Annotated in this window: 22 protein-coding genes and 1 riboswitch; of the genes, 10 read left to right on the top strand and 12 right to left on the bottom strand. The window is 47.0% G+C overall.

Annotated elements, in window-relative coordinates; all coding sequences use genetic code 11:
• Positions 1-35: 35 nt before the first annotated feature.
• Both ACIFSR_RS00250 and rluF read left to right on the top strand, forming a co-directional pair.
• Entirely contained in the window at positions 36-812 is a 777-nt protein-coding gene (locus tag ACIFSR_RS00250; protein WP_430053943.1) for an NAD(P)H-binding protein, read from the top strand.
• A gap of 7 nt (positions 813-819) precedes the next feature.
• On the top strand, positions 820-1,521 hold the full coding sequence (gene rluF / locus ACIFSR_RS00245) for a 23S rRNA pseudouridine(2604) synthase RluF (protein WP_076271562.1): 702 nt from the start codon (positions 820-822) through the stop codon (positions 1,519-1,521).
• 76 nt (positions 1,522-1,597) lie between these two features.
• Here the strand turns inward: rluF and ACIFSR_RS00240 are convergent, their stop codons facing one another.
• The gene (locus ACIFSR_RS00240) at positions 1,598-2,431 is read right to left on the bottom strand and encodes a flagellar motor protein MotB (protein ID WP_339205957.1); all 834 of its coding nucleotides are present in this window, start codon (positions 2,429-2,431) and stop codon (positions 1,598-1,600) included.
• Complete coding sequence (gene motA / locus ACIFSR_RS00235) at positions 2,415-3,215, bottom strand: flagellar motor stator protein MotA (RefSeq protein ID WP_054027115.1); 801 nt, start codon at positions 3,213-3,215, stop codon at positions 2,415-2,417. The genes ACIFSR_RS00240 and motA overlap by 17 nt, the downstream gene beginning before the upstream one ends.
• A 181-nt stretch (positions 3,216-3,396) precedes the next feature.
• On the opposite strand from motA, the gene ACIFSR_RS00230 reads away from it, so the two are divergent.
• Positions 3,397-3,690, top strand: coding sequence for a hypothetical protein (locus ACIFSR_RS00230; RefSeq protein WP_076271564.1), 294 nt, complete (start codon positions 3,397-3,399; stop codon positions 3,688-3,690).
• A gap of 131 nt (positions 3,691-3,821) precedes the next feature.
• Entirely contained in the window at positions 3,822-5,060 is a 1,239-nt protein-coding gene (locus ACIFSR_RS00225; RefSeq protein WP_430053939.1) for an EAL domain-containing protein, read from the top strand.
• Here ACIFSR_RS00225 and ACIFSR_RS00220 read toward each other — a convergent pair.
• Entirely contained in the window at positions 5,057-5,581 is a 525-nt protein-coding gene (locus ACIFSR_RS00220; RefSeq protein ID WP_430053936.1) for a GNAT family N-acetyltransferase, read from the bottom strand. The two genes, ACIFSR_RS00225 and ACIFSR_RS00220, sit on opposite strands and share 4 nt — an antisense overlap.
• Positions 5,582-5,697: 116 nt before the next feature.
• Between ACIFSR_RS00220 and ACIFSR_RS00215 the strand changes: the two genes are divergently transcribed.
• Positions 5,698-6,933 (top strand): MFS transporter, encoded by a 1,236-nt coding sequence (locus tag ACIFSR_RS00215; protein ID WP_430053933.1) that lies wholly within the window; start codon positions 5,698-5,700, stop codon positions 6,931-6,933.
• Positions 6,934-7,029: 96 nt separating this feature from the next.
• On the opposite strand, the gene ACIFSR_RS00210 is transcribed toward ACIFSR_RS00215, so the two are convergent.
• The 5 genes from ACIFSR_RS00210 to ACIFSR_RS00190 all read right to left on the bottom strand — a co-directional run bounded on the left by ACIFSR_RS00210 (position 7,030) and on the right by ACIFSR_RS00190 (position 13,191).
• Positions 7,030-8,373, bottom strand: a complete 1,344-nt coding sequence (locus ACIFSR_RS00210) for a deoxyribodipyrimidine photo-lyase (RefSeq protein WP_339205960.1) — start codon at positions 8,371-8,373, stop codon at positions 7,030-7,032.
• A gap of 158 nt (positions 8,374-8,531) precedes the next feature.
• Positions 8,532-9,008 (bottom strand): C40 family peptidase, encoded by a 477-nt coding sequence (locus ACIFSR_RS00205; protein WP_339205961.1) that lies wholly within the window; start codon positions 9,006-9,008, stop codon positions 8,532-8,534.
• A 3-nt stretch (positions 9,009-9,011) separates the two neighbouring features.
• Positions 9,012-9,165: riboswitch (cyclic di-AMP (ydaO/yuaA leader) on the bottom strand.
• A 417-nt stretch (positions 9,166-9,582) separates the two neighbouring features.
• The gene (locus tag ACIFSR_RS00200; RefSeq protein ID WP_339205963.1) at positions 9,583-10,167 is read right to left on the bottom strand and encodes a hypothetical protein; all 585 of its coding nucleotides are present in this window, start codon (positions 10,165-10,167) and stop codon (positions 9,583-9,585) included.
• Positions 10,168-10,332: 165 nt separating this feature from the next.
• Positions 10,333-11,148 carry a hypothetical protein gene (locus tag ACIFSR_RS00195; RefSeq protein WP_339205965.1) on the bottom strand — a complete coding sequence of 272 codons (816 nt, stop codon included), beginning with the start codon at positions 11,146-11,148 and terminating at the stop codon, positions 10,333-10,335.
• A 27-nt stretch (positions 11,149-11,175) separates the two neighbouring features.
• Positions 11,176-13,191 carry a M1 family metallopeptidase gene (locus tag ACIFSR_RS00190; protein ID WP_339205966.1) on the bottom strand — a complete coding sequence of 672 codons (2,016 nt, stop codon included), beginning with the start codon at positions 13,189-13,191 and terminating at the stop codon, positions 11,176-11,178.
• 106 nt (positions 13,192-13,297) lie between these two features.
• On the opposite strand from ACIFSR_RS00190, the gene ACIFSR_RS00185 reads away from it, so the two are divergent.
• From ACIFSR_RS00185 to ACIFSR_RS00165, 5 genes are all read left to right on the top strand, one after another.
• Positions 13,298-13,822 carry a YwhD family protein gene (locus ACIFSR_RS00185; protein ID WP_430053929.1) on the top strand — a complete coding sequence of 175 codons (525 nt, stop codon included), beginning with the start codon at positions 13,298-13,300 and terminating at the stop codon, positions 13,820-13,822.
• A 305-nt stretch (positions 13,823-14,127) separates the two neighbouring features.
• Positions 14,128-14,580 carry a sigma-70 family RNA polymerase sigma factor gene (locus ACIFSR_RS00180; protein ID WP_339205969.1) on the top strand — a complete coding sequence of 151 codons (453 nt, stop codon included), beginning with the start codon at positions 14,128-14,130 and terminating at the stop codon, positions 14,578-14,580.
• Entirely contained in the window at positions 14,577-15,140 is a 564-nt protein-coding gene (locus ACIFSR_RS00175; RefSeq protein ID WP_430053926.1) for a hypothetical protein, read from the top strand. The genes ACIFSR_RS00180 and ACIFSR_RS00175 overlap by 4 nt, the downstream gene beginning before the upstream one ends.
• Positions 15,141-15,171: 31 nt before the next feature.
• Complete coding sequence (locus tag ACIFSR_RS00170; RefSeq protein WP_339205973.1) at positions 15,172-16,350, top strand: hypothetical protein; 1,179 nt, start codon at positions 15,172-15,174, stop codon at positions 16,348-16,350.
• A complete protein-coding gene (locus ACIFSR_RS00165) occupies positions 16,347-17,036 on the top strand; it encodes a hypothetical protein (protein WP_430053923.1) in 690 nt (229 codons plus the stop codon). The genes ACIFSR_RS00170 and ACIFSR_RS00165 overlap by 4 nt, the downstream gene beginning before the upstream one ends.
• An 85-nt stretch (positions 17,037-17,121) precedes the next feature.
• On the opposite strand, the gene ACIFSR_RS00160 is transcribed toward ACIFSR_RS00165, so the two are convergent.
• The 4 genes from ACIFSR_RS00160 to ACIFSR_RS00145 all read right to left on the bottom strand — a co-directional run bounded on the left by ACIFSR_RS00160 (position 17,122) and on the right by ACIFSR_RS00145 (position 21,263).
• The gene (locus ACIFSR_RS00160; protein WP_430053920.1) at positions 17,122-18,141 is read right to left on the bottom strand and encodes a GNAT family N-acetyltransferase; all 1,020 of its coding nucleotides are present in this window, start codon (positions 18,139-18,141) and stop codon (positions 17,122-17,124) included.
• Between the two features lie 170 nt (positions 18,142-18,311).
• Positions 18,312-18,650, bottom strand: a complete 339-nt coding sequence (gene cyoD, locus ACIFSR_RS00155; protein ID WP_076271578.1) for a cytochrome o ubiquinol oxidase subunit IV — start codon at positions 18,648-18,650, stop codon at positions 18,312-18,314.
• A 1-nt stretch (position 18,651) separates the two neighbouring features.
• Complete coding sequence (gene cyoC / locus ACIFSR_RS00150) at positions 18,652-19,293, bottom strand: cytochrome o ubiquinol oxidase subunit III (RefSeq protein ID WP_076271579.1); 642 nt, start codon at positions 19,291-19,293, stop codon at positions 18,652-18,654.
• On the bottom strand, positions 19,293-21,263 hold the full coding sequence (locus ACIFSR_RS00145; protein WP_076271580.1) for a cbb3-type cytochrome c oxidase subunit I: 1,971 nt from the start codon (positions 21,261-21,263) through the stop codon (positions 19,293-19,295). Before ACIFSR_RS00145 ends, cyoC begins: the two co-directional genes overlap by 1 nt.
• Positions 21,264-21,290 lie beyond the last annotated feature (27 nt).

The following is a 21,290-nucleotide window of genomic DNA, read 5'->3' as shown; positions in this document are numbered from 1 at the left end:
GGCTTCTAACGGAAATGTAAGAGGAGGGATTCTCGTTGAAGCAGGAATCTTCTGTAGATGGTTCATGGCAAAAAGAGAACGTGCTTCATGATGCTTCAGGCTACAGCGCCTTACTCGTAGGAGCCACTGGTTTGATCGGAGCAGCTTTGCTCCGTCAGCTGCTTCGTGATCCGCTGGTGACGATGGTAACCGTTATTGTAAGGCGGCCGCTAGAGACGAAAACTTTGGGCAGAGCAAATGAGCTCTCCAAACTGAATATGATCGTTATCTCCTTTGAGGATTTGGATCAAACGCTGGAGCAGGTACATGCAGACGTCGTATTTTGTACGCTTGGCACGACGATCAGGGTGGCGAAGACGCAAGAAGCCTTCCGCAAAGTAGATTACGAATATCCGCTCACGCTTGCCAGGTTTGCAGAACGAACGAATGCTTCTTTATTTTCTATCGTGACGGCTATGGGGGCTTCCTCCAGCTCGAAAATATTTTACAGCAGAGTGAAAGGGGAACTGCAGGATGCGATTGCTAAGCTGAGCATTCCGCTAGTTCAAGTGTTCCAACCCTCGCTTCTGCTAGGCGAAAGACCGCAGGCTCGACCTGGTGAAGCGTTTGGAGCTGTCGTTTCGAAAGGGCTGCAATTTGTGATGGTTGGTCCGCTGCGCAAGTATCGGCCGATTAAGGGCGAGGATGTAGCTTTGGCAATGAGAAGAGCGGCGGGACAAGCTGGACAAATGAAGGCAGCAAGCAAGTCATCGATGATTCAATATTATTCATCGGACAAAATTGCCGACTTGGCATTACATACAACGGGGTGAAGCAGCTTTGAGAATCAATAAGTTTATTAGTGAAACAGGTTATTGCTCCAGACGTGAGGCGGATAAGCTCGTAGACAGCGGACGTGTTACGATCAATGGAGAAAAGGCACAGCTCGGCAGCCAAGCTGAAATAGGTGACGATGTACGTGTTGATGGCCGCAAAATTGGCGAGCAAAAAAATCATGTTTATATTGCGCTTAATAAGCCGGTAGGCATTACCTGTACAACCGAGCTTCATATTAAAGGCAATATTGTTGATTTTGTTGGTCATGAGGAGCGTATCTTCCCGATCGGGAGGCTGGACAAGGATTCGGAGGGATTAATTCTTCTCACGAATGACGGTGATATCGTCAATCCGATTCTACGCTCAGAAGGCAAGCATGAGAAAGAATATTTGGTCACAGTAGATAAACCGATGACAGAAGCGTTCTTAAAAGGAATGGCAAGCGGAGTTCATATTCTCGGCAGCATGACACTGCCATGTGTTGTAACAAGAGTGACGGACCGCGTATTCCGCATTATTTTAACGGAAGGCCGCAATCGTCAAATTCGTAGAATGTGCGAAGCATTCGGTTATCATGTTCGGAGACTGCAGCGTCAGCGTATTATGAACATCCAGCTCGGCGGTCTTCATGTTGGCAAATGGCGTGATTTGAGCGAAGCCGAGAAGGCGACTTTGTTCGAAACATTAAGCTATGAGCCGGTCTAAGCAGGAAACATTCATTCGTATAACGACAAAAAAACCTGAATCACACGCTTAGGGCGAGTTGATTCAGGTTTTTTTATTATGGTTTTTTCACATTTAATTGCTGGGCATTTGTGACATCGGCGTACGTATGAATGATCGAAACCTCTACACGACGGTTTTTGGATTTGCCTGCAACCGTCTCGTTGTCGGCAACAGGGCGATACTCTCCGTAACCGATAGCGCTAAAGCGCTCAGGTTTCAGTTGTTTATTTTCGAGCAAGACGTCCAAGAAACGAATCGCCCTCATAGAGCTCAAATCCCAGTTTGATTTAAATTGGTAAGTCGAGATCGGCGTTGTATCGGTATGACCGGAAACGATGACCTCGTAATCAGGATACTGCTGCAGCATTTTGCTGATCGCAACGGCAAGCTCCTTCGATTCAGGCTTAACGGTTGCTTGTGCCGGTGCAAATAATGCGTTGTCGCTAATCGTAATCATCAGCTGTGAGAGATTTAGCTTCGTCTCAAGATCAGATGTCAGGCCGTTCTTCTGAATATAGGCATCTACTTTTTTCTTTAGATCCTCGAGATCCTTCTGCTCCTGCTTAATAAGTTCCTCGCGAGCTTTCTCTTCAGCAGATTGATTTTTGTTGACATCCTTGTCGGGAAGCTTGCCGCCTTCTTCTTTTTGCTTCTTCCCGTCATCCTCGCCGCTTTTCACAGCGGACGTTTCGGTTAGAATACCGCTGCCAGTGCTGAGTGCTAAACTAAATGCTTTCGACATTTCTTCAAACTTCTTTACGTCGACGGAGTTCATGGAGTACAACACGATAAAGAGTGCTAGCAGCAGGGTGAGCAAATCGGCGTAAGGAATGAGCCATGATTCATCCACATGCTCCTCGTGTTCTTCATGTCTATGCTTTCTGCTCAACGGCGCCTTCCTCCTTTTCCCTCATCTTCAATCTTTCTGTAGGTGTAAGGAAAACAGATAGCTTCTGATTAATAGCGATCGTTGATACGCCGGATTGAATAGAAAGAAGGCCTTCCACCATCATAAGACGGATTTGAATTTCTTTCTTAGACATGCGCTTCAGTTTATTAGCAATAGGATGCCATAATACATAACCTGTAAAGATACCAAGAAGTGTTGCGATAAAAGCTCCTGCGATGGCATGTGCTAGTTTTCCCATATCGCTCATATCAGCAAGTGCGGCAACGAGGCCGACAACTGCTCCGAGTACCCCAAGTGTAGGGGCATATGTGCCTGCTTGCGTAAAAATAAGTGCCCCCGCTTTGTGGCGGTCTTCTGTTGCGGCAATATCCTCAAGTAAAACATCGCGTACAAAATCTTGGTCATTTCCGTCAATAATCATACGCATGCCGTTACGAAGAAATGTATCTTCAATCTCGTCAACTTTTGCTTCAAGAGCGAGCAAACCCTCGCGACGTGTAATGGAAGCCCATTCCATGAAGCGCTGAATCAGCTCATCACGCATAGGCAGCTTTTGCTCAGTGAACACCATTTTGAATAGTTTACCGACTTTGGATAGCTCGGACATCGGGAAGGCGATCATGACGGAGGCTATAGTTCCCAAAATAATAATCATAAAAGCAGCTGGATTTGCAAGAGAGGACAGGTGTGCTCCCTTTAAAACCATGCCTCCAAGTACAGCGACTAATCCTAGCACCAAACCAATAATTGTTGAATTTTTCATCATACACCCCGTCCAATACATTTTCGACATTTCTCTACTTCTTATATTATCGACAAATGGGTATTCTGAAGTTAGAGTATATGGAATGATTTAAGGCGAATGCGTTAAAAAATGATAAAATGCGGTAGAATAGTAGAGAGATATGTACAAAAAATGACGATAGCAAAGGTGGTATACGCAAATGGGCGTAAGACATGCAAGAGAATATTCAGATATATTGAAGGATTTTACAGCAGCTGTGGCTGAAATTGAGAATAGCTATACTTTTTTTGAAATGGAGCCTGATGAATGGGCTCAGCTGCCTGTAAGCGATCGGCATGAAGTGATGGAGGCTTTGGCGGATGATGTTTTCTTTGGGCTAGGAGAGAATCCGGTCATTGAGGTAGGCAGCGGTGTCATTACGTATAATAGCAAACATCACATCATAGAGGTTTCACAAGACGATAAGGTGACCCAAATCATTAGATTGATATAAGCATTCGACATAAAACTTCATATAAGTAGTGCTCCTGTCGGATCTTTACATTTTATGTCGACTCTATTACAATGTTATTCAATACAACATGACATATAATTTGACATTGATCTAACATAGAGGAGAACGACATGAATGAGTGCTCATCATCGTTGCTGTTGCCGAAAGCGCTTGAATTGGATGGTGAAACATTAGCTGCATTTTATCAGCCCATTATAGCGATGGATACAAGACGCATTATGGGTTACGAGGTGCTTGCTCGAGCTGTAAAGGGTGATTCCGTGAGGAGTCTTGGACCTTTCTTCTGCAATGAGCAAATTCCAGAAGAGGACCACATTATTGTGGACCGGGTACTGCGGGAGCAAGCATTCTCGAAGCTGGCTTCAATGGAAGAACAGCAGCCGATGTTATTCATTAATTTGAAGCCGTCTTGGATTTATCGGTATGAGGAGATTGGCGAGCTCTACACGTTGTCGCTGCTTGATAAGTACGGAATAGACCCGAAACGAATTGTCATCGAGATAACGGAGGAAAGCTTCCAAGGTTCCATGGATAGGCTTCGTTCTGTTGTCGACATATACCGGGCAAGGGGTTGTTTAATTGCAATCGATGATGTAGGCAGTGGTTTTAGCAATACGGATCGGATTGCTCACATTCAGCCTAACCTGCTCAAAATCGATATTCATATGATTAAGAAAAGCGCGACTCATGACGGTTATTTCGGCGTGCTGCGATCCTTCTCTGATTTAGCAGAGCAAATTGGAGCTTCGCTCCTCGTCGAGGGAGTGGAGACAAGGGAGGACTTAGCTCGCGCAATTCAGGCAGGCGCCCGTTACGTCCAAGGCTATATGTTTGCAAGGGCAGAGCCGGAGTTTCGTGAGCCTGCTTGTTTTGCATCTCTAATTGAAGCGGAGCTTGATCAGCATCTGCTGCATTTCGTTGGAACTGAACGCTATTGGCAGCGGCAATCGGAGAAGCTGGCAGAGCAGTGGGTTGCGCTTGTTCAGGAGACGCGTTACCTGGATCATGAGGATGATTGGATAGAGGGGCTGCTTCCCGAGCTTTACGACCATTGCATTCGGGTTTATTTGTGCAATGAGAGCGGTATTCAGCTCTCATCCAACTATTATCGCGATGCGGACAAGGCTTGGAGGCGAGAGGAGCAATACCGCGGTGCCAACTGGTGTTGGCGTCCCTATTTTGTTCCTAATCTCGTCCAGCTCAATGAGCATCGACGTGCAATCGTTTCGCGCGCCTATACTGATCTCGATTCTCACGCATGGATTAGAACCGTATCTGTTCTAGCAGCGCCTGGTCTTATTTTACTTATGGATTTGAGGGATTCTGAGCGCGGAGCCCAGCGTCGTTAACGTGCGGCTGCTGGCTCATAAACCATACAATGGCATTCGGCAAAGCCAGTGGGAGTAGACCGTGCATAGGTGTCTGTTATATGGAAACCGGCTTGTTCATAAACGCGCATCGCACGAATATTCCAAGTAAGCACCTCCAAATCAATTTCGTTTTGAGGGGTGCGCCTTATTGCCTCTGCGACAATGAGACGTGTGAAGGCAAGGCCGAGGCCTTTACCGCAAAGATCAGGCCGCAATCCGAGACCGAGCCGCGTTACGCCTGTTAAAGGAAAAAACTGCGCGAACCCAATGAGCGCAGACTGAGCGTCTAGGACAGCCATATATTGGGCAGCACGAAGGACGGAATCGCCAAATTCGATTTCGTCTTTTTTCATTTGCTCCCAATCCGGCCAGTTATAAACATCAAATGGAGCCTCGTAGCGCCAGCCGCATAGTTGCTGTGCATGGACGGTTTCGAGCGGGCATATGGTCATATCGCCTTCATCTCGATTATAATGAATAGAGCTTTGATGGCTTGTCATTTGTTTTTACCTCCGCTTGAAATAAAGTAGCTGAATAGAGCGAATGTCGAATGAAATAGGTTTATTATAACAGATAGGCGTGCGTTGATCGCGCGTAAATAAGGAGAAGCATCAAAATGAAGAAGTTGATCTGGCTAGGCTGCTTGTCATATTTAGTCATCGGAGTTGCCCATGTTGTGGGCGGATCTATCTTGGAACAGCTCATTGCTCATTATGGTTTAACCTATAAAGATGGCGGGCAATGGATTATGAATCAATTCCTCGGGTTCCTGGTGGGTGTTCTGTTAGCGCCATCTATTACTTCGAGAGTTGGAAAAAGAGGCGCAGTACTGATTGCGATGGGCGTACTGACGCTCAGTGAGGCGGCATACAGTTTGCTGCTGCCATGGGGCTGGATGCTCGCGATTGCTCCGCTTGCGGGTCTTGGCTTTGGGATGACGGAAGCGGTCGTCGGCGCAATGATTATTGATATGGCAAAAAACGGCAAGGCATCGGCAATGAGCCGATTGGAAACCTTTTTTGGCGTTGGCGCATTGTTGATTCCAATTGCAGCGGCTTATCTGATTCAGCATAGCATATGGCAGGTTTCCTTTCCGATTCTGGCAGCGATGTCAGGCATCACCTTTGTTCTCTGGCTGACGATGTCCTTTGGAGAGCTGGATGATGAGCTTGGTATAGTTGCTCGAACACCGGAAGTGAAGGAAGGCCATTCGAATGAGTTGGAAGGATTGCAATCCACTCGCGGATCTGTCTTTTTTGGCTATCCGCGCAAAGCACTTCCATTTCTCTTGTTATCGGCTTTATTTTTTATGCTTTATGTAGGAATGGAAATGAGCTTCTCCAACTATCTGCCTTCTATTCTCATCGTTCGTTCAGGCGTAGGAGAATCCAGTGCGGCAGCGGTGCTCAGCTTGTTCTGGGGAACGATGGTGCTAGGGCGTCTATTTGCGGGGCTGCTGGCTGATCGAATGGGTTATTCGCGTTATTTGCTTATTGCTACAGCAGGCGCCTCGGTCGTTTTTGTTTTAATGGCTGTTATGGGTCAGCTTAGCTGGATGCTTGCCTTTGTCGCACTTAGCGGATTGTTCTTCTCGGGTATATTCGGTATCGCTCTTGTTTATGCCAATGAGCTCATTCCAGGTATGACGGAGAGGACAACGAGTTTGCTTGTAGCATTCGGCGGGCTTGGAGGAGCGATTTTTCCGCGTTTGACTGGCTGGATAATGGATCAGTACAACGTGCAATCTACGTTATGGTATATAAGCAGCTTAGTTATACTGATGCTGCTTCTGCTAGCGGCGATGCTCCTGCTCGGAAGAAAACAAGTTCACAGCGTACGATCCAAGGCTTAAATGAACTACAAATTATAAAAAACCTCCACATTCGCTGTTTCAAAGCGGGTGTGGAGGTTTATTTATTATTAAACGTGTTATTCTAAATGTTTTCAGCTATTTAAGAATGGTTTTGTATACCTCTATGGCGCGCGCGCGTGATGCTTTCAAGTCGACGATGGCACCGCTTTGCGGCTGATGAATCTCTTTGTCTGTCAAATGATTCAAATGAGGCAGCCAGCGCCTAATATAGCTGCCGCTAGGATCATGCGTCTGTGACTGAGTTGCGGGATTCATGATGCGGAAGTAAGGCGCTGCGTCATACCCGAGTGAAGAGCACCACAGCCAACCGCCGCGATTAAGCGTGTTGTCATAATCGCTTAAGTGAAGGCGGAAATATTGTTCGCCAAGCGTGAAGGGACATAGCAGATTTTTAGTTAAAAACATAGCTGTTACCATTCGCAAGCGGTTGGGCAGCTCACCTGTACGATTGAGCTGCGTCATGGCCGCATCAATGATTGGAATGCCGGTGGCAGCTGCAGCCCATGCTTCTAGATGAGCATCTGAGAGCTTGGACATATCAGCGAGCTGCTCGTAACGAAAAAAATCATCATGATACATCGCTTGATATAAATAAAAATCACGCCATGCCAGCTGCCTTACCCATGATTCAGACCCCGGAAGCCCTTGGGTCATTTCGTAGGCTTGGCGGGCGGAGATGGCGCCCGTATTAAGGAAACGTGCAAGCTGGCTTGTATGATCGTCGGCATAAGCGTCCCTGCTCTCCGAATAAGAGGCAAGGCGTTCTCGTACGAACCGTTCCAGCTTGGATAATCCTTTGGACGATCCTTGCACGTTTGTGCCGCCTAGGGCGCATGAAACGGATTCGGGCAAAGCGAAGGACAACGCAACCTTGGCATTAATTTCGCTTAAGGTAGCAAGCTCATGAATCGTCGTTTCACTCATTGGGCTATAGCACTCCAGCATAAAGCTGCTCCACTTGCGATAAAAGGGTGTGAAAACCTTGTATGGCTCCATTTTTCGAGCAAATGCCGGGAAAGCATCTAGATCAGCAAGAGGTGAATCGGCAATAGACATCCAGCGGCGGCCAAGGCTGCGTGTGATTAGCCCAAGCTGCTCATCTCGCTGCCGTGAGTAAGGCGTATAGTCTGTATGAACAATAACCTCATCAATAGGATGCTCATGCAGCAGTGCTTCGGTGATCGCAGCAGGATTACCATAAAGCACATGCAGTTCCTTTCCTGCATTAGAATAGCTGTGCAGAAGCGAGGCGGCTTGCGCCATGAAATTTCGACCGCTATGACTAGTTAAACGGCCATCTCCTGTAATAACGGGATCTATGATTAGCAAATGAATGCCTTGTTTCTCTTTTTTCTTCAAATAATCAAAAGCGCGCAAATCTGCAATACGCAAATCCTTGCGGTGAATAAACAAATACATCAGTGATAGCTCCTTCCATAAGCGCAACAGTGAACGGCCGCATTCCAGCTGGAATGAAACAGCAAAGCCGCAAGTCATTTGTCGTCAGAGGACAAAAAACTGCGGCTTTGCTAGATGAGTCTACCCGTTCAATCCTCAAGAAGAGGGATTAGGTTGCTCTATTTTACGTCAACGTTGGCTTGGTATGAATCAGCATCCATGATACGACGAGCAGTTACATATCGTCCCTCATAGTACTCGGAGTTAAGTTTGTCAGTTACAACGCCTCTGCTCGAGGATGAATGTACAAACTTTCCATCTCCAATGTAAATGCCAACATGGGATACGGCGCTATTATTGCCGCCAACTGTGTCGAAGAACACAAGATCTCCCGCAATGAGGTCAGCCTTAGCGACCTTTGTACCTTCTTTTGCTTGCGAACCAGAAGTACGTGAAAGCTCAATGCCCATTTTCTCGAACACATAGCTCGTGAAGCCGGAGCAATCAAAACCTTTCGACGACGTTCCGCCGCTTTTGTACGGAGTGCCAATAAGATCATTAACAATTCCGTTCAATTTTGAGTCAGCGAAAGCGCTTCCCGCTTGAAAAGCGAGCACGAGAACGAGACCCAGGATTAATGCGGTAATCTTCTTCAATTGTGAAACTCCTTCCAATGCCGACGAGGTTAGCTGTGGGGTTCGGTTGAAGGCTCCCTATGATTCCTCGGGCGTTTGAAAAAAACTCAAACGTCGGAATCAATTCACCCAAAGTGGTTCCCCCGTATCCCAATAGGGAATTAGGCAGTTTTTTTATTGCTTTGAGAAATATTCGATTATTTTCAATGATCTCCTGCCTTTAGTGGCAATTTCTAATAATTCTCATGTAACCTTTTGACAATTTGCTTCGTTAAACCGTTCTTTCTGTAATATAAACACGCCATAGTAGTGCTTTCTAACTAAATACATGGAGTCAATTTCATTAATTATGTGGATGTTGTGTAAAATATACCTATTTGTCCTTTAGGTGCTATATCGCAAGGACTAGCTTAAAGTGCCGTAAACGGCGGTATTTCACTATTTTGCTCCTAATAAATTAGAAAAATCTCATCTATATCACTCGTGAATAAGCGTAGATTCAGACAGCCTAGCTGCTGCTCCAGATAGAGCGGCAGAAATAGACAAAGGAGGCTGTTCATGAGAACAGCCCCCTTTGGGCAATCGAAAAAAAGTTTTATTTTGCAGTAACGATTTTTTCAGAAATGAGCTGTGGATCGTTGTTTTTTTGCTGCATCCAAAACTGTACCTTGTATTTTCCAGCATTTTTAAAATCGTAGGAAACGAGCTTGGAGCTGAACCAAAAGGTGTCTTTTTCGACGAACTCTTTAAAATCATCATCATCCTGGCTGCGGCTGTCGATTGTCGTTTCCTTATCATTAGGATCAACGATGGTCACTTTGAACTCTGAAATCGCCATATTCAAATTATCGATTTGCGCTTGCACTAAAAATTTCTGAACACTGCCTTTATCAACCTGTCCGAACATAGCTCGCTTCTCGTTCATTAGAAACATATGCACATTGGGCTTTTGAATAATGAGCTTCTTATCACTGCTCTTCCATTGGACGAAGGCTTGGAGGCTGTCGCTTAAAGAACGAATACTAATATAAACCTTATCATCCACAACGACAGCATCGTCAGTGGATTGCTTATTATTATAAAGGAGCGTTACCTTCTGAAATAGTTTGTCTGCTGCAACCAATGAACCGCCCGATAAGAGCAATACCATGGATATAATAACTAGTTTTTTACGCATCATTTGTGAATATCCCCCATTTTTGATTTTCTTTCAGTTATTTATACAGAACTGCCATCATTTAGTTGCGGTTAGTTGTAAAAAAAACCTCCACACCACAGCAAAGCGTGGAATGAAGGTTTATTTTTGCTTCAGCATCTAGAGGACGCTGAAGGCTTTTTTGGTTTGCTACATTCTTTTCGTTTCCAAAAAGTCATATTGCGCGGCAATCGTCCAAACCTTCATCAGTGTTTGAATGAGATAATAGCCTTGATGCAGGATAAGTGCAATTAGCCCGGCCCAAAGCATGGAGAGACTTGTCACCACAAGCCCAGCAGCCGCTCCAATCCCCCACATGATGAGCGACACAGCTGCATAGGTGAGGAAATTTTGGAGAGCGTGCCATAAGGAACGGAATATGCTTCCTCCTGATGCAGCGCTGAATTGCATGGCTAGAAACAGCAGATGCAGTACTGTGCCCCATAGGAGCCATAGAAGGGCTCCAGGGAGCACCGTTTGCAGTAGCTCTGGAATAGAGCCGCTCTCTAGCAGAGCATCCAGTGAGCGCGGCAGCACATACCAAGCAGGAGCCACAGATAAAATAACCTCGATCCAGTAAAGCAGAACTACAGGCTTCCAAGCTTTGCGAATGCCTTCTAGAAATCGTGTCCCTCCATTCGATCTGGACTGATTTAACGAATAGAATAGACCGGCATTGAATAAGGGAGTGATCAGCATTCGGGCAACAAGGAGACCGCCCAGCGTCCAGACGTAAGGATTAATGAGATCGGTCTTGAACAGCTGGAATTGTGCTTCGGTCATGAATAGCTGAACGGCTGCTTCTGAAGGAGCGGAGCTTGGATATCGCCGCAGCAGCGGAGCTACGACCGAATCAATGAAGCGGTAAAGGAAGAACCCCCAGATCAGCTGATAAAGAAATAATAAAACAACAATGTAAAAATGTTTCACCGCTAACCGCCAGCCTTGCTTCAAATGTATTTTCATCGTTTATCGCTCCTTGAACGCAATTACTTACCAGCTCAGCGACCCGAGCAGTCCTTCAATTAGTTGGACAACGCCGAGGCTCCATCTCGTGCGTTTATCCTCTGGCAGCTGAGCCTGCATGTAGTTGTTAATGAGCTTATTATCAAGCACATTGCTGTTGTTTGGGTCAACGACCGCCCATTCAAGCGGAGCGGAATGCAGCTGTTTATATTGCATATGGGATTCCTGAGTATCCCAAAGCTTTGTTATTTTGGTGCCGTCAGTAAACTTCATCAACACTTTTATCTCGCCATTGCTGCCGCCGTTTTTCTTAATGAGTACAACAGATTCATACATCTCAGCACCATCTTGGGTGACTGGGCGTACATGAATCGATTCGATCGAAAAGTCGGCCATTTTGTTGCCGTAGACATATTGGCTGAAATAATCATTCCATTTCGTTTTTGTTACCTGTTCGACAACACGCTGGAAGTCTGCTGTCGATGGATGCTTGAACTTATACTTTTGGAAATAGGTTCGCAATATTTTTTGCATCGTTCTGGAGCCGACCTGATTCTCGATACCAATGAGCACCAGCTTTGCCCTCAGATATACATTCTCGGCATATTGCGAGTGGCTGGCGTATGACCAAGATTGCTGCTTGAGCGGAGCAGGGTTGGTCATATAGCTCGCTTCCATGCGCAAATTCGGCTCCAAGCCGTATGCCGTCTCCATTACTTTATCCTCGGCATAGGACGTAAACCCCTCGTCCAGCCATGCCTCCTCGAATTCATTAGAGGCGACCATTCCGTACCAATATTGATGGCCAATCTCATGAACGACCGTACGTTCAAGATCGTAGCCTGGGTTATCATTTTCTGCAGCGAAAGCGGTTATGAGTGTTGGATACTCCATGCCGCCAGCTCCGTTCGCTCCTTTGGGCGGAACGACGATCGACAGCGTACTGTAAGGATATTCACCATACCACTTGGCGTAGCTTGAGAGTGCGGACTTGGCTGCATGCATGTAGCGATCCTTAAGGTCAGCATGCGCAGGATCAAGATACAGCTTAATGCGCACACCGGGAATGCCGGTATCTGAATAAGCAGTCTCTTCATAAACGAAGTCTGGTGAGGCCGACCAAGCAAAATCATGAATATCATCAGCATAAAACTGGTAAATCTTTGTTGCTTCCTTGATCTCGATAGGCTTTGTTTGGAAGCCCGTTGCAGCGACGGTGTAGTTCTCAGGCACATTAATCCGAACGCTGTATATGCCGAAGTCGCTGTAGAACTCAGAATTGCCATGATACTGATGGACATTCCAGCCCTCAGCTGTACGTCCGCGCATGCCGGCTGTCTCATATACAGCGAGCTTTGGAAACCACTGCCCAGCCATCACGAAGTTGCCGGAATAGCCCATTCTTGCGAATACCTCTGGGAGCTTCACCTCGTAGCTCATTCGCAGCGTTACGGAGGTGCCGGGAGCGATAGGCTCCGGCAAGCGGATTTTGGCCAAAGTAAAATCATTGGCATTGCCATCGTCAGGTTGTACATATTGAAGACGTGGCAGAAGGCTCTCACCGTTCAGCGTTTCTAGCGTAAGCAGGTTCATATAGCCTTGGCTATTGGTTGTTGCTTTGTCCTGGCGCAGCTTGCCGCCGGATTCTTTCATAAACGTGGTTTTGCCCGATTGAAACGCGTTCGGGTACAGATGGAAATAGAGCTCGGACACTGTTTTTTTGCCAGGGTTAGTCCAAGTTACGGTTTGCTCACCGTTCAGCTGCTTTGCATCATTCGTTAAATGCACGTTGATATGGTACTCAACGACACGTTTGCTTAGCTCTTGCGGTTTAGGTGTGATGACCGTATTCGGCTCCTGCACGGCAGGCGGCTTGACCGACTTTTGGGCAGGCGCTAGTGCTTGCTTGGCGTTAGCGGCGGGGGCGAAAGCATAAGTATATTGGGATTGCCAAGCAGTCCCGAAGTCATGCTGCATCGATATACCGAGCAGCGCGACTGCGAGTATTACGAGTAAAATTCGTTTGAAATAGCGTGGAGTCATTGAACGTTTCCCTCCCGTTGACAAGCATCTACAGCATGTATATGTTTGCTTTTCGATGATTATTAGCTAAAATGGAATTATTGTATCGGGGAAGGTGTGAATACGCATGACGGAAGAACAAGGACAACCGGCTGAGCCGGTAAAGAAAGAAAAGAAATCACTGTCGCTCAACGTAGTGAGCAGCAAACAACATAAAGGTTTTGGAGCAGGAACGATCGATTTGAGCGCGGTATCCTGTGTTATTATTGATGATGGCGTTGCTTATATTGATGTTGGCGCTATGCATGCAAAGAGTAAAGTAGAGCGTGGCATTAAGTTTACGCCTAACAAAGAGGATACTCCGAACGGTCGTCAATGCTGGATCGTATGGGTAGCGGTTGACCGCAATGAAGAAGGTTCCTATTACGCGGGCGCTACGGCATGCGAGATGCTGATTGATTCCGAGGCGCGTCGCGGGTGGAAGCTTCTCCCGGATCACGTGAACAAGCTGGATCAATCACTCAAACGCCGCTATAACTTGTCCGAGCTTGGCGATGTCGATAAATCGGCGCTTCGCAAGCTGCTTGTGGAGCATAATCTTGAGTGGTGGGATCGCTCCCCAGATGAGCTTAAGCAAGCTTTGAACGTATAACAGCTGGCGTTATTAGCAGCAGATTGAGTTTATTGTGAATTTTGGATGAGAACCTCATCGTTCGTAGGCTAGTCCTATCGAATGATGAGGTTTTCCGCGTTGATAGAGGCTGATAAAGCATTAGAAATTTTTTTTTGGCAGCAAGTGCAGGGTATGCGGGACAAGCTGGCGTCTATTAGATTGGGAAGGAGGGGAGCGACATTCAAGACGAGGATTGGATCAGAGAGGTACAGAAGGGCGGGCCCGAGCATTTTGGTCCTTTTGTACAGGCATATGGTCCTTATATATATAGAACAGTCTTCGCAGTGCTTCGTTCACCGCATGATGCGGAGGATATTACACAGGAAGTGCTGCTGCAAATTTATCGCTCCCTTCCGGATTGTCGATTGGATGGGCTCAAAACATGGATTACCCGTATTGCCGTCAATCGAGCGATCGATTTCAAACGCAGCCGTGCACGAAAGCCAGAGGAGCTAATGGATAGCGAAGCGATGTCTGAAAAAGTACATGAAGAACTTGTGTCTGCTCCTGCTGCAGAAACATTAGCCATCGAACAGGCGGATAGGCAGCAGATACGAGAGCGAGTTGATGAAATGCCGGAAAACTATCGTGAAGTCATAACCGCTTATTATATGGAAGACAAGTCATATGAACAAATCGCAGCCGAAACTGGACTAGAACGCAAAAGCGTAGAGTCCAGGCTGTACCGTGCAAGAGGCTGGATGAAGCGCCATTTTCGGAAGGAGGACTTCGAATGATGATTGAGCATATCTCTTCTGATCAAATGTCCCGTTACGTAAACGACAGACTGGTTGAGGCTGAGCGTATACCGGTTGAGCAGCATTTGGCTGCTTGCGACTTCTGCTTGCAGCTGTTCGTCATAGCGATTGAAACAGCTGAGGGCGAGATGCAGCGGGCAGATTCTCATTTAACGACGCCGCTGCCTAACATGGAGCAAATAGAGAAGCGTGTCGTGGAGCAATTGATGATGGAGCAGGAACATGATCATAGAGAAGTCGGGCCACATGTTGTGACGAGTACTATACAAGAGAAGCCTCGCCGCCTGCGGACATGGCTTCAGCATCCGGTAACACACTACACCATTGCAGCTTCGATTACGCTGCTGCTGCTTGCCAGCGGGACTTTTGCCTCCTTCTCACAGAAGCTGGCTCAGCTTGATATGAATGAGAATAAACAGCAGGATATAAGGCCGAATCCGCCAGTGGCGACAGGTGGACATTCCGAATCTTGGTCAGACAGAATGGTTGATCAAACGGGGTCGTGGCTCGATGGCTTAAAAGCATCTCGATTTAGATAAATGAAAAACGATGATAGAAGGGAATGAATCAATGATGAATAAAAGCCCGTTAGCGGCGTTCTTTCTTTCTTTTTTACCTGGCGTAGGACATGCCTATGCAGGTCGCCCAGTACGTGCGGTTTTGTACGGGGGAGCTTTCTTTGGTTCGATAGGATTGTGTATTCTATTTGGATTAATGGGCGGGTATATGGAGGATACAGTTTATATCTTTTTGTTTTTTATAGCGGCGATGGCGGGAATCATTAATATGATTGATATGGTCATCTTCCTGTTGCTAGGCAAGGGATTGCCGTCAGGCGCTGCTAACCAGCATCCATTCGCGCATCCTGCTGATCATTTCTCGCCAGGCTTTGTTCCTTTGGAGCAGGAGCGCCAGCGCGAGAAATCGCGTACCATCATGTTCTCTCTGATTCCGGGTCTAGGGCATATGAATATGGGGCTTATGCAGCGGGGCATTACCTTTCTCATTTCCTTCATTGGCTGGTTTGCGATTATCGTCTTCTTAGGCACGATAACGCACAGGGCAGAGCTGCTCGTGTTTCTTTTGGCGCTTCCCGTTATTTGGATATACAGCATGTTTGACGCAATCAGCCAGCTGCATGCCAAGCAGCGCGGGGAGCATGTGGCGGACCGTGCAATATTTGAGGATATGGAATCGTACATCGCCTCTGGGCGTAAAAGCAAAGTGCTGGCTATCGCGTTAGCTATTTTTCCAGGTGCAGGACATCTGTATCTAGGTTTGCAAAAACGCGGACTGCAGCTAATGGGCGGTTTTCTTCTCGCCGTCTATATTATGGACAATTTGCGCTTGTCGCTGTTTTTTTTCCTGCTTCCGCTGTTCTGGTGCTTTGCTTTCTTCGATGCGCTGCAGCAGACGTCTCGTTATGAGCGTCAGGAGCTTACCGATGAACCGGTATTGACGCAGCTTGTCCCTTATCAGCGCTGGTTTGGTTTTGGGCTGCTGGGATTCGGCGTTTATTACTTGCTCGATCGTGTAGCTGTAGAGGTTACTTCTCATTTCTCAAGGGAGCTTTATTCCCAATACATGCAAATTAAATATATGATACCAACGGCTGTTGTCGCATTTATTATGATTATTGTAGGCATGCGTCTAGCTTTCGGAAGCAAGGCATCTCCGGTAATGAGCAAAGGTAAACCGCCAGAGCTTCATAAGCCGGTGCCAAGAAAGTACGAGGAGGATTCGCATTGAACACCAACACGGTAAATATGGCTGAACCGTCTGTCAATCAACCATCAGGCGTTCGCACTTGGCGCGTCGGCTCATTATCCATGGGCGTGACACTGATTCTCGTGGGGACAGCATTAGCTGTCTCTCTATGGCAGGACATGGAGGCTTACGAGGTGCTCGTGTGGGTCGCACCCGTCGTTTTCATTATGCTTGGAGCGGAGCTGCTGCTTTACTTGAAGTTTTCTAGCAGTGCGCGTACTATCGTTCGTTATGACTGGATGAGTGTCTTTTTTGTAGGAATGGTTGGAACAGCCAGTCTCGGGCTTGCACTGCTCATGTCAACGGGCTTGTTCGATGAGCTGCAGCGAGGGCTGCAAATGTCGCAGCGATCGGCATTCGTGGAAACGAAGAAAATAGGGGTGCCTGCTGATATTAAGAAGATTGTTGTGCATACCTTGGATGGCGTGACGCTTGAGCATACGGAAACACGTGAGCTTAAGCTGTTTGGCCAAATTCGTTATTGGTCATCCGAGAAGTATGAGCGATTGGACAATAAAATGCTGAAAACCGATGTTGTTGGCTCAACGATGTATGTCATGATTGGTTCCGTCGATCACCGGGACGGCGGCCTCATCTCAGACACGGTCAGCCAGGAGCTGACATTAATTGTACCGAAGGATGTAGAGGTTTTGGAACAGGGGCGTTAGTAGCGGAATTGGAAAAGCAGCTTGAAGCGGGATGTTCTCGCTTCAAGTTGCTTTTTTTAAGAGAGGGGATATGAGGAGATGTCGTTCATTGCTGTACTTCGATGGGCAACTTACTCAACACCTCTTGAAGAGGAGCTAGGACACGATAAGAGCCGCGAAGAGGTATATAACCTAACTTGCGATTAATGCTGAGAATAGGTGCATTTGTTGAGTCATTATCTGTACGGATATATGCGGCTTGATGCTGCTGAGCAAGCTCAATCGCTTTGAGCTTTAAAGCAAAAGCAATCTTCCTGCCGCGATAAGCTCTGCTTACACCGGTATATTCATGATACATCCCGTTTGTTTGTGGATTAAGCAGGACATTAGTAACCCCCACGAAGCGGTTGCCGTCAGCCGCGATAATCACTTGCTCAGGCGCATAGCCGTCTACTTTCAAATACCATTTGCGCCATTCGACGAAATCAGGGACTTCACCAAGATAACCGGGAATGTCCACCAGCGTTTCTTTATAGATCTCATACAGCTTCTGTTCGCTTTCTTCACCGGGTTCATCGGCAAGCGTTAGGAAGCGCAGCGCCCCAAGGTCTGGCATGCTTGGAAATTGTGGTTGTTGCGCTCCATCATGTTCGCCAAGTGTAAGGACGGACTGGAAGGCATGGCGTTCAATTACAAAAGCATGTCGCTTTGCAAACTGAATCGCATCCTCATTATCGTCCCATACTTCAGTAATGAGCGTAGAAGCGCCGATTTTCAAAGCCCATTTTCCAATGTGAGCTAAAAGCAATTGGCCGATTCCCTGCTTGCGATAAGGCTCTGATACGACAAGCGTATTGCATAAGTAGCCAGGCTCTGTCCAAGGCGCCCGCCAGGTCCAGGCGTAGCCAACAATATCGCCTTGCTCGTTTACTGCAACCTGCCGCTCACGATCGTATCCGGCAAGCAGTCCGTTCTCATCCATCCATGTATGTCCAATCTCATAAAGCTTCTTATCTGCATCATGCAGGTTCTCAGCAGTCGTCGGTTCTGACCACACTTGATTAAGCAATTGTGCAAGCTGCTCGTAGTCCTCTGGCAGCTGCAAGGGGCGTAGTGTAATGGACATGGCGTCCCACCTCATCTTTCGTTTCGGTATTCATATAAGATGATTATGGCACGGATGAAGCAGCCCTAGATAGGGAGAGTTTGACTATAAGCATTAAATAACAAACGAAAAAAAGCTGTGCCAAAGTCAGAGAGACTTTGGCACAGCTTTATATTTATTCATATTGCCGATTATGAAGCGACGGCAACGGCATTGTAAGTCATAATCCATACAGAACCTGCGACGATCGTCAGCAAAATAACGAGGCCGAATATAAGCGCCATCAGGTTGAAGCGAGGTTTCTCCTCATCCCTTATGTGCATAAAGAAGATAAGCTGAACAGCAAATTGCAGAACTGCCGTCACAAGGATGAGCAGCGTTGCAGCTTTTTTGCTGAGTAGGTCATTCATTACTACGACAAGCGGAATGATAGTCAGAATGATGGAGAATAGGAAGCCGATCACATAAGACTTCATCGATCCGCCATGGGACCCGTGTGCGTCCTGCGAATGTGTGTTATGGTTTTCCATCCTACATCACCCCCATCAAATAAACGATTGAGAATACGAAAATCCATACGACGTCCAAGAAATGCCAGTACAAGCTGATGATGCCTACTTTGCGCTTCGTAACGGGTGTAATGCCGCGGCGTCTAATCTGAAGAATTAGTGCAATCATCCAGACTAAGCCGAGCGATACGTGAAGTCCGTGTGTGCCGACGAGAACGAAGAAGGCCGACCAGTAGGCACTTGTTCCGATATTAGCGCCTTCGTGCACCAAATGCATGAACTCATTTACTTCAAGATAGATAAATGAAGCGCCGAGCACTGCTGTAATGGCGAGCCAAAGAATAAGGCCGCGCTTGTTGCCTTTGTTCATTTCAAGAACGGCTATACCACTTGTAAAGCTGCTTGTCAGTAGAATGAAGGTCGAAATGATAATACCGTTCATCTCAAGCAACTCGGCACCAGTCGGTCCGCCGTCAGTGTTGAGACGGAGGACGACATAGGTTGCAAATAACGTACCGAACAAAATAACGTCGGTTATAAGAAACAGCCAGAAGCCGAACATTTTCATCGATTCTTGATCGTGATGATCGTCATGGTGACCGCCGCCGTGTCCAGCGCCGTGTCCGCCATGCGCTCCTGCTGGAGTGGAAACTGCATGTGCCATTATTTTGTCCCCCTTAACGCTGCTTCCGTACGTTCAATCTCATCCACCGGAATGTAATAATCGGTATCGTAAGAGAACGAACGAACAAGCATACATACGGCTACGCCGACTAGACCTGGTATGGCCATCCATAGCCAATCCCATACGAAGCCGAAGCCTGCAATAAACCAGCAGATCGACATAATGAATGGAATACCTGAATTTTTTGGCATATGAATCGGTTCAAGCGGCGCAAGTGGTTTAGCAGGCTGACCATTCGCAATGCGCTGCTTTTCTTCCCACCACTCGTCTTGGCTAGTAACCTGTGGCAAGCGAGCAAAGTTATAGAGCGGCGCAGGTGATGGAATCGACCATTCGAGCGTACGGCCATCCCATGCATCGCCATCCTTTTCTTTCTTGAAAAACTTGATGCTGTGAGCGATTTGCCATACTTGGAAAATAAACGCGATACCCATCAAGAATGCTCCAACAGTAGAGACGACGTTCAAAGGCTGCCAGCCCATATCGAAGTCATATTCGTTGAAACGACGCGTCATACCCATTAAGCCAAGCGCGTATTGCGGCATGAAACAAACATAGAAGCCGATGTTCCAGAACCAGAATGCCCATTTGCCTAGACCTTCATGCAAACGGAAGCCGAACATTTTTGGCCACCAGTAGTAAAGGCCTGCGAAGTAACCGAACACAACGCCGCCGATAAGCACCTGATGGAAATGCGCGATCAGGAAGTAACTGTTGTGGAACTGGAAGTCAGCAGGTGCGACAGACAAGAGCACCCCGGTCATCCCACCGACAACGAAGCAGGGAATAAATGCTACCGTCCACATCATCGGAGTTGTAAACCTAATTCGGCCTCGATACATCGTAAACAGCCAGTTGAATATTTTAACCCCGGTCGGTATTGCGATAATCATCGTCGTCAAAGCGAAGAAAGCATTGACGTTGGCGCCTGAACCCATTGTGAAGAAGTGATGCGCCCATGTAAAGAAGGAGAAGAAGCTGATCGACATAAGTGCGAATACCATTGACTTATAACCGAACAATTTTTTCTTCGAGAAAGCCGAAACAATTTCAGAGAAAATACCAAAAGCAGGCAAGATAACAATATATACCTCAGGATGTCCCCACATCCAGATGAGGTTGATATACATCATCGGGTTGCCCCCGCCGTCGAGCGTAAAGAAGTGAGCGCCCAGATAACGGTCGATGAACAATAGGAACAAGGTAACAGTCAAAATTGGGAATGCGAAGATAATAGTTACACATGACGACAAAACAGACCATACGAACATCGGCATTTGCATGAGCTTCATGCCTGGTGCGCGCATTTTTAGAATCGTAACGATAAAGTTAATACCTGTAGCCAATGAACCGATACCTGAGATTTGAATACCCCATATATAGAAGTCCTGTCCGAGTCCCGGACTTCCTGACAGCTCAGAGAGCGGCGGATAAGCGAGCCATCCAGCATCAGGTGAACCGCCGATAATGAAGGAAACGTTAAACAGCATGGCACCGAAGAAGAACATCCAGAAGCTAAGGGAGTTCAAGAACGGGAATGCAACGTCGCGGGCACCAATTTGCAGTGGGACGACGATATTGAATAAACCGAACATAAGCGGCATCGCCATGAACAAAATCATGATTACGCCGTGCGTCGTAAAGATTTGGTTATAGTGATCCGGCTGCAAAAACTCCACTTCAGGAGCTGCGAGCTGAACACGCATGAGCAGCGCATCAACTCCGCCGCGGAACAACATAAGAATAGATGCGATGATATACATAATACCGATCTTCTTATGATCGACGCTGGTCAGCCATTCCGTCCAAAGCCAGCGCCATTTTTTGAAAAAGGTAAGCGTGAATATAATCGCCACAACCGACAGGCCGATGGATACTTGAGCCCCTAAAATAAGCGGATCGCCTGTGACGAAAAATTCGGACGCGAAATCTTTAATTTTGTCTAACATGAGGGGTCCTCCTAAAAGTTTGTGGCA

This window comes from Paenibacillus sp. NRS-1760 (assembly GCF_050467785.1).
Classification (GTDB): Bacteria; Bacillota; Bacilli; order Paenibacillales; family Paenibacillaceae; genus Pristimantibacillus.
Note: the sequence above shows the minus strand (reverse complement) of the source record. Positions and strands in the feature narration are given on the sequence as shown.

What these genes read in the sequence shown, in the direction of transcription:
- ACIFSR_RS00145 (WP_076271580.1), bottom strand. Translation starts at nt 21,263, where the DNA reads ATGTTAGACAAAATTAAAGATTTCGCGTCCGAATTTTTCGTCACAGGC.
- ACIFSR_RS00185 (WP_430053929.1), top strand. Translation starts at nt 13,298, where the DNA reads ATGACGGAAGAACAAGGACAACCGGCTGAGCCGGTAAAGAAAGAAAAG.
- ACIFSR_RS00170 (WP_339205973.1), top strand. Translation starts at nt 15,172, where the DNA reads ATGATGAATAAAAGCCCGTTAGCGGCGTTCTTTCTTTCTTTTTTACCT.
- ACIFSR_RS00230 (WP_076271564.1), top strand. Translation starts at nt 3,397, where the DNA reads ATGGGCGTAAGACATGCAAGAGAATATTCAGATATATTGAAGGATTTT.
- ACIFSR_RS00220 (WP_430053936.1), bottom strand. Translation starts at nt 5,581, where the DNA reads ATGACAAGCCATCAAAGCTCTATTCATTATAATCGAGATGAAGGCGAT.
- ACIFSR_RS00225 (WP_430053939.1), top strand. Translation starts at nt 3,822, where the DNA reads ATGAATGAGTGCTCATCATCGTTGCTGTTGCCGAAAGCGCTTGAATTG.
- cyoC (WP_076271579.1), bottom strand. Translation starts at nt 19,293, where the DNA reads ATGGCACATGCAGTTTCCACTCCAGCAGGAGCGCATGGCGGACACGGC.
- ACIFSR_RS00195 (WP_339205965.1), bottom strand. Translation starts at nt 11,148, where the DNA reads ATGAAAATACATTTGAAGCAAGGCTGGCGGTTAGCGGTGAAACATTTT.
- ACIFSR_RS00160 (WP_430053920.1), bottom strand. Translation starts at nt 18,141, where the DNA reads ATGTCCATTACACTACGCCCCTTGCAGCTGCCAGAGGACTACGAGCAG.
- motA (WP_054027115.1), bottom strand. Translation starts at nt 3,215, where the DNA reads ATGAAAAATTCAACAATTATTGGTTTGGTGCTAGGATTAGTCGCTGTA.
- ACIFSR_RS00210 (WP_339205960.1), bottom strand. Translation starts at nt 8,373, where the DNA reads ATGTATTTGTTTATTCACCGCAAGGATTTGCGTATTGCAGATTTGCGC.
- ACIFSR_RS00175 (WP_430053926.1), top strand. Translation starts at nt 14,577, where the DNA reads ATGATGATTGAGCATATCTCTTCTGATCAAATGTCCCGTTACGTAAAC.
- ACIFSR_RS00215 (WP_430053933.1), top strand. Translation starts at nt 5,698, where the DNA reads ATGAAGAAGTTGATCTGGCTAGGCTGCTTGTCATATTTAGTCATCGGA.
- ACIFSR_RS00190 (WP_339205966.1), bottom strand. Translation starts at nt 13,191, where the DNA reads ATGACTCCACGCTATTTCAAACGAATTTTACTCGTAATACTCGCAGTC.
- ACIFSR_RS00200 (WP_339205963.1), bottom strand. Translation starts at nt 10,167, where the DNA reads ATGATGCGTAAAAAACTAGTTATTATATCCATGGTATTGCTCTTATCG.
- cyoD (WP_076271578.1), bottom strand. Translation starts at nt 18,650, where the DNA reads ATGGAAAACCATAACACACATTCGCAGGACGCACACGGGTCCCATGGC.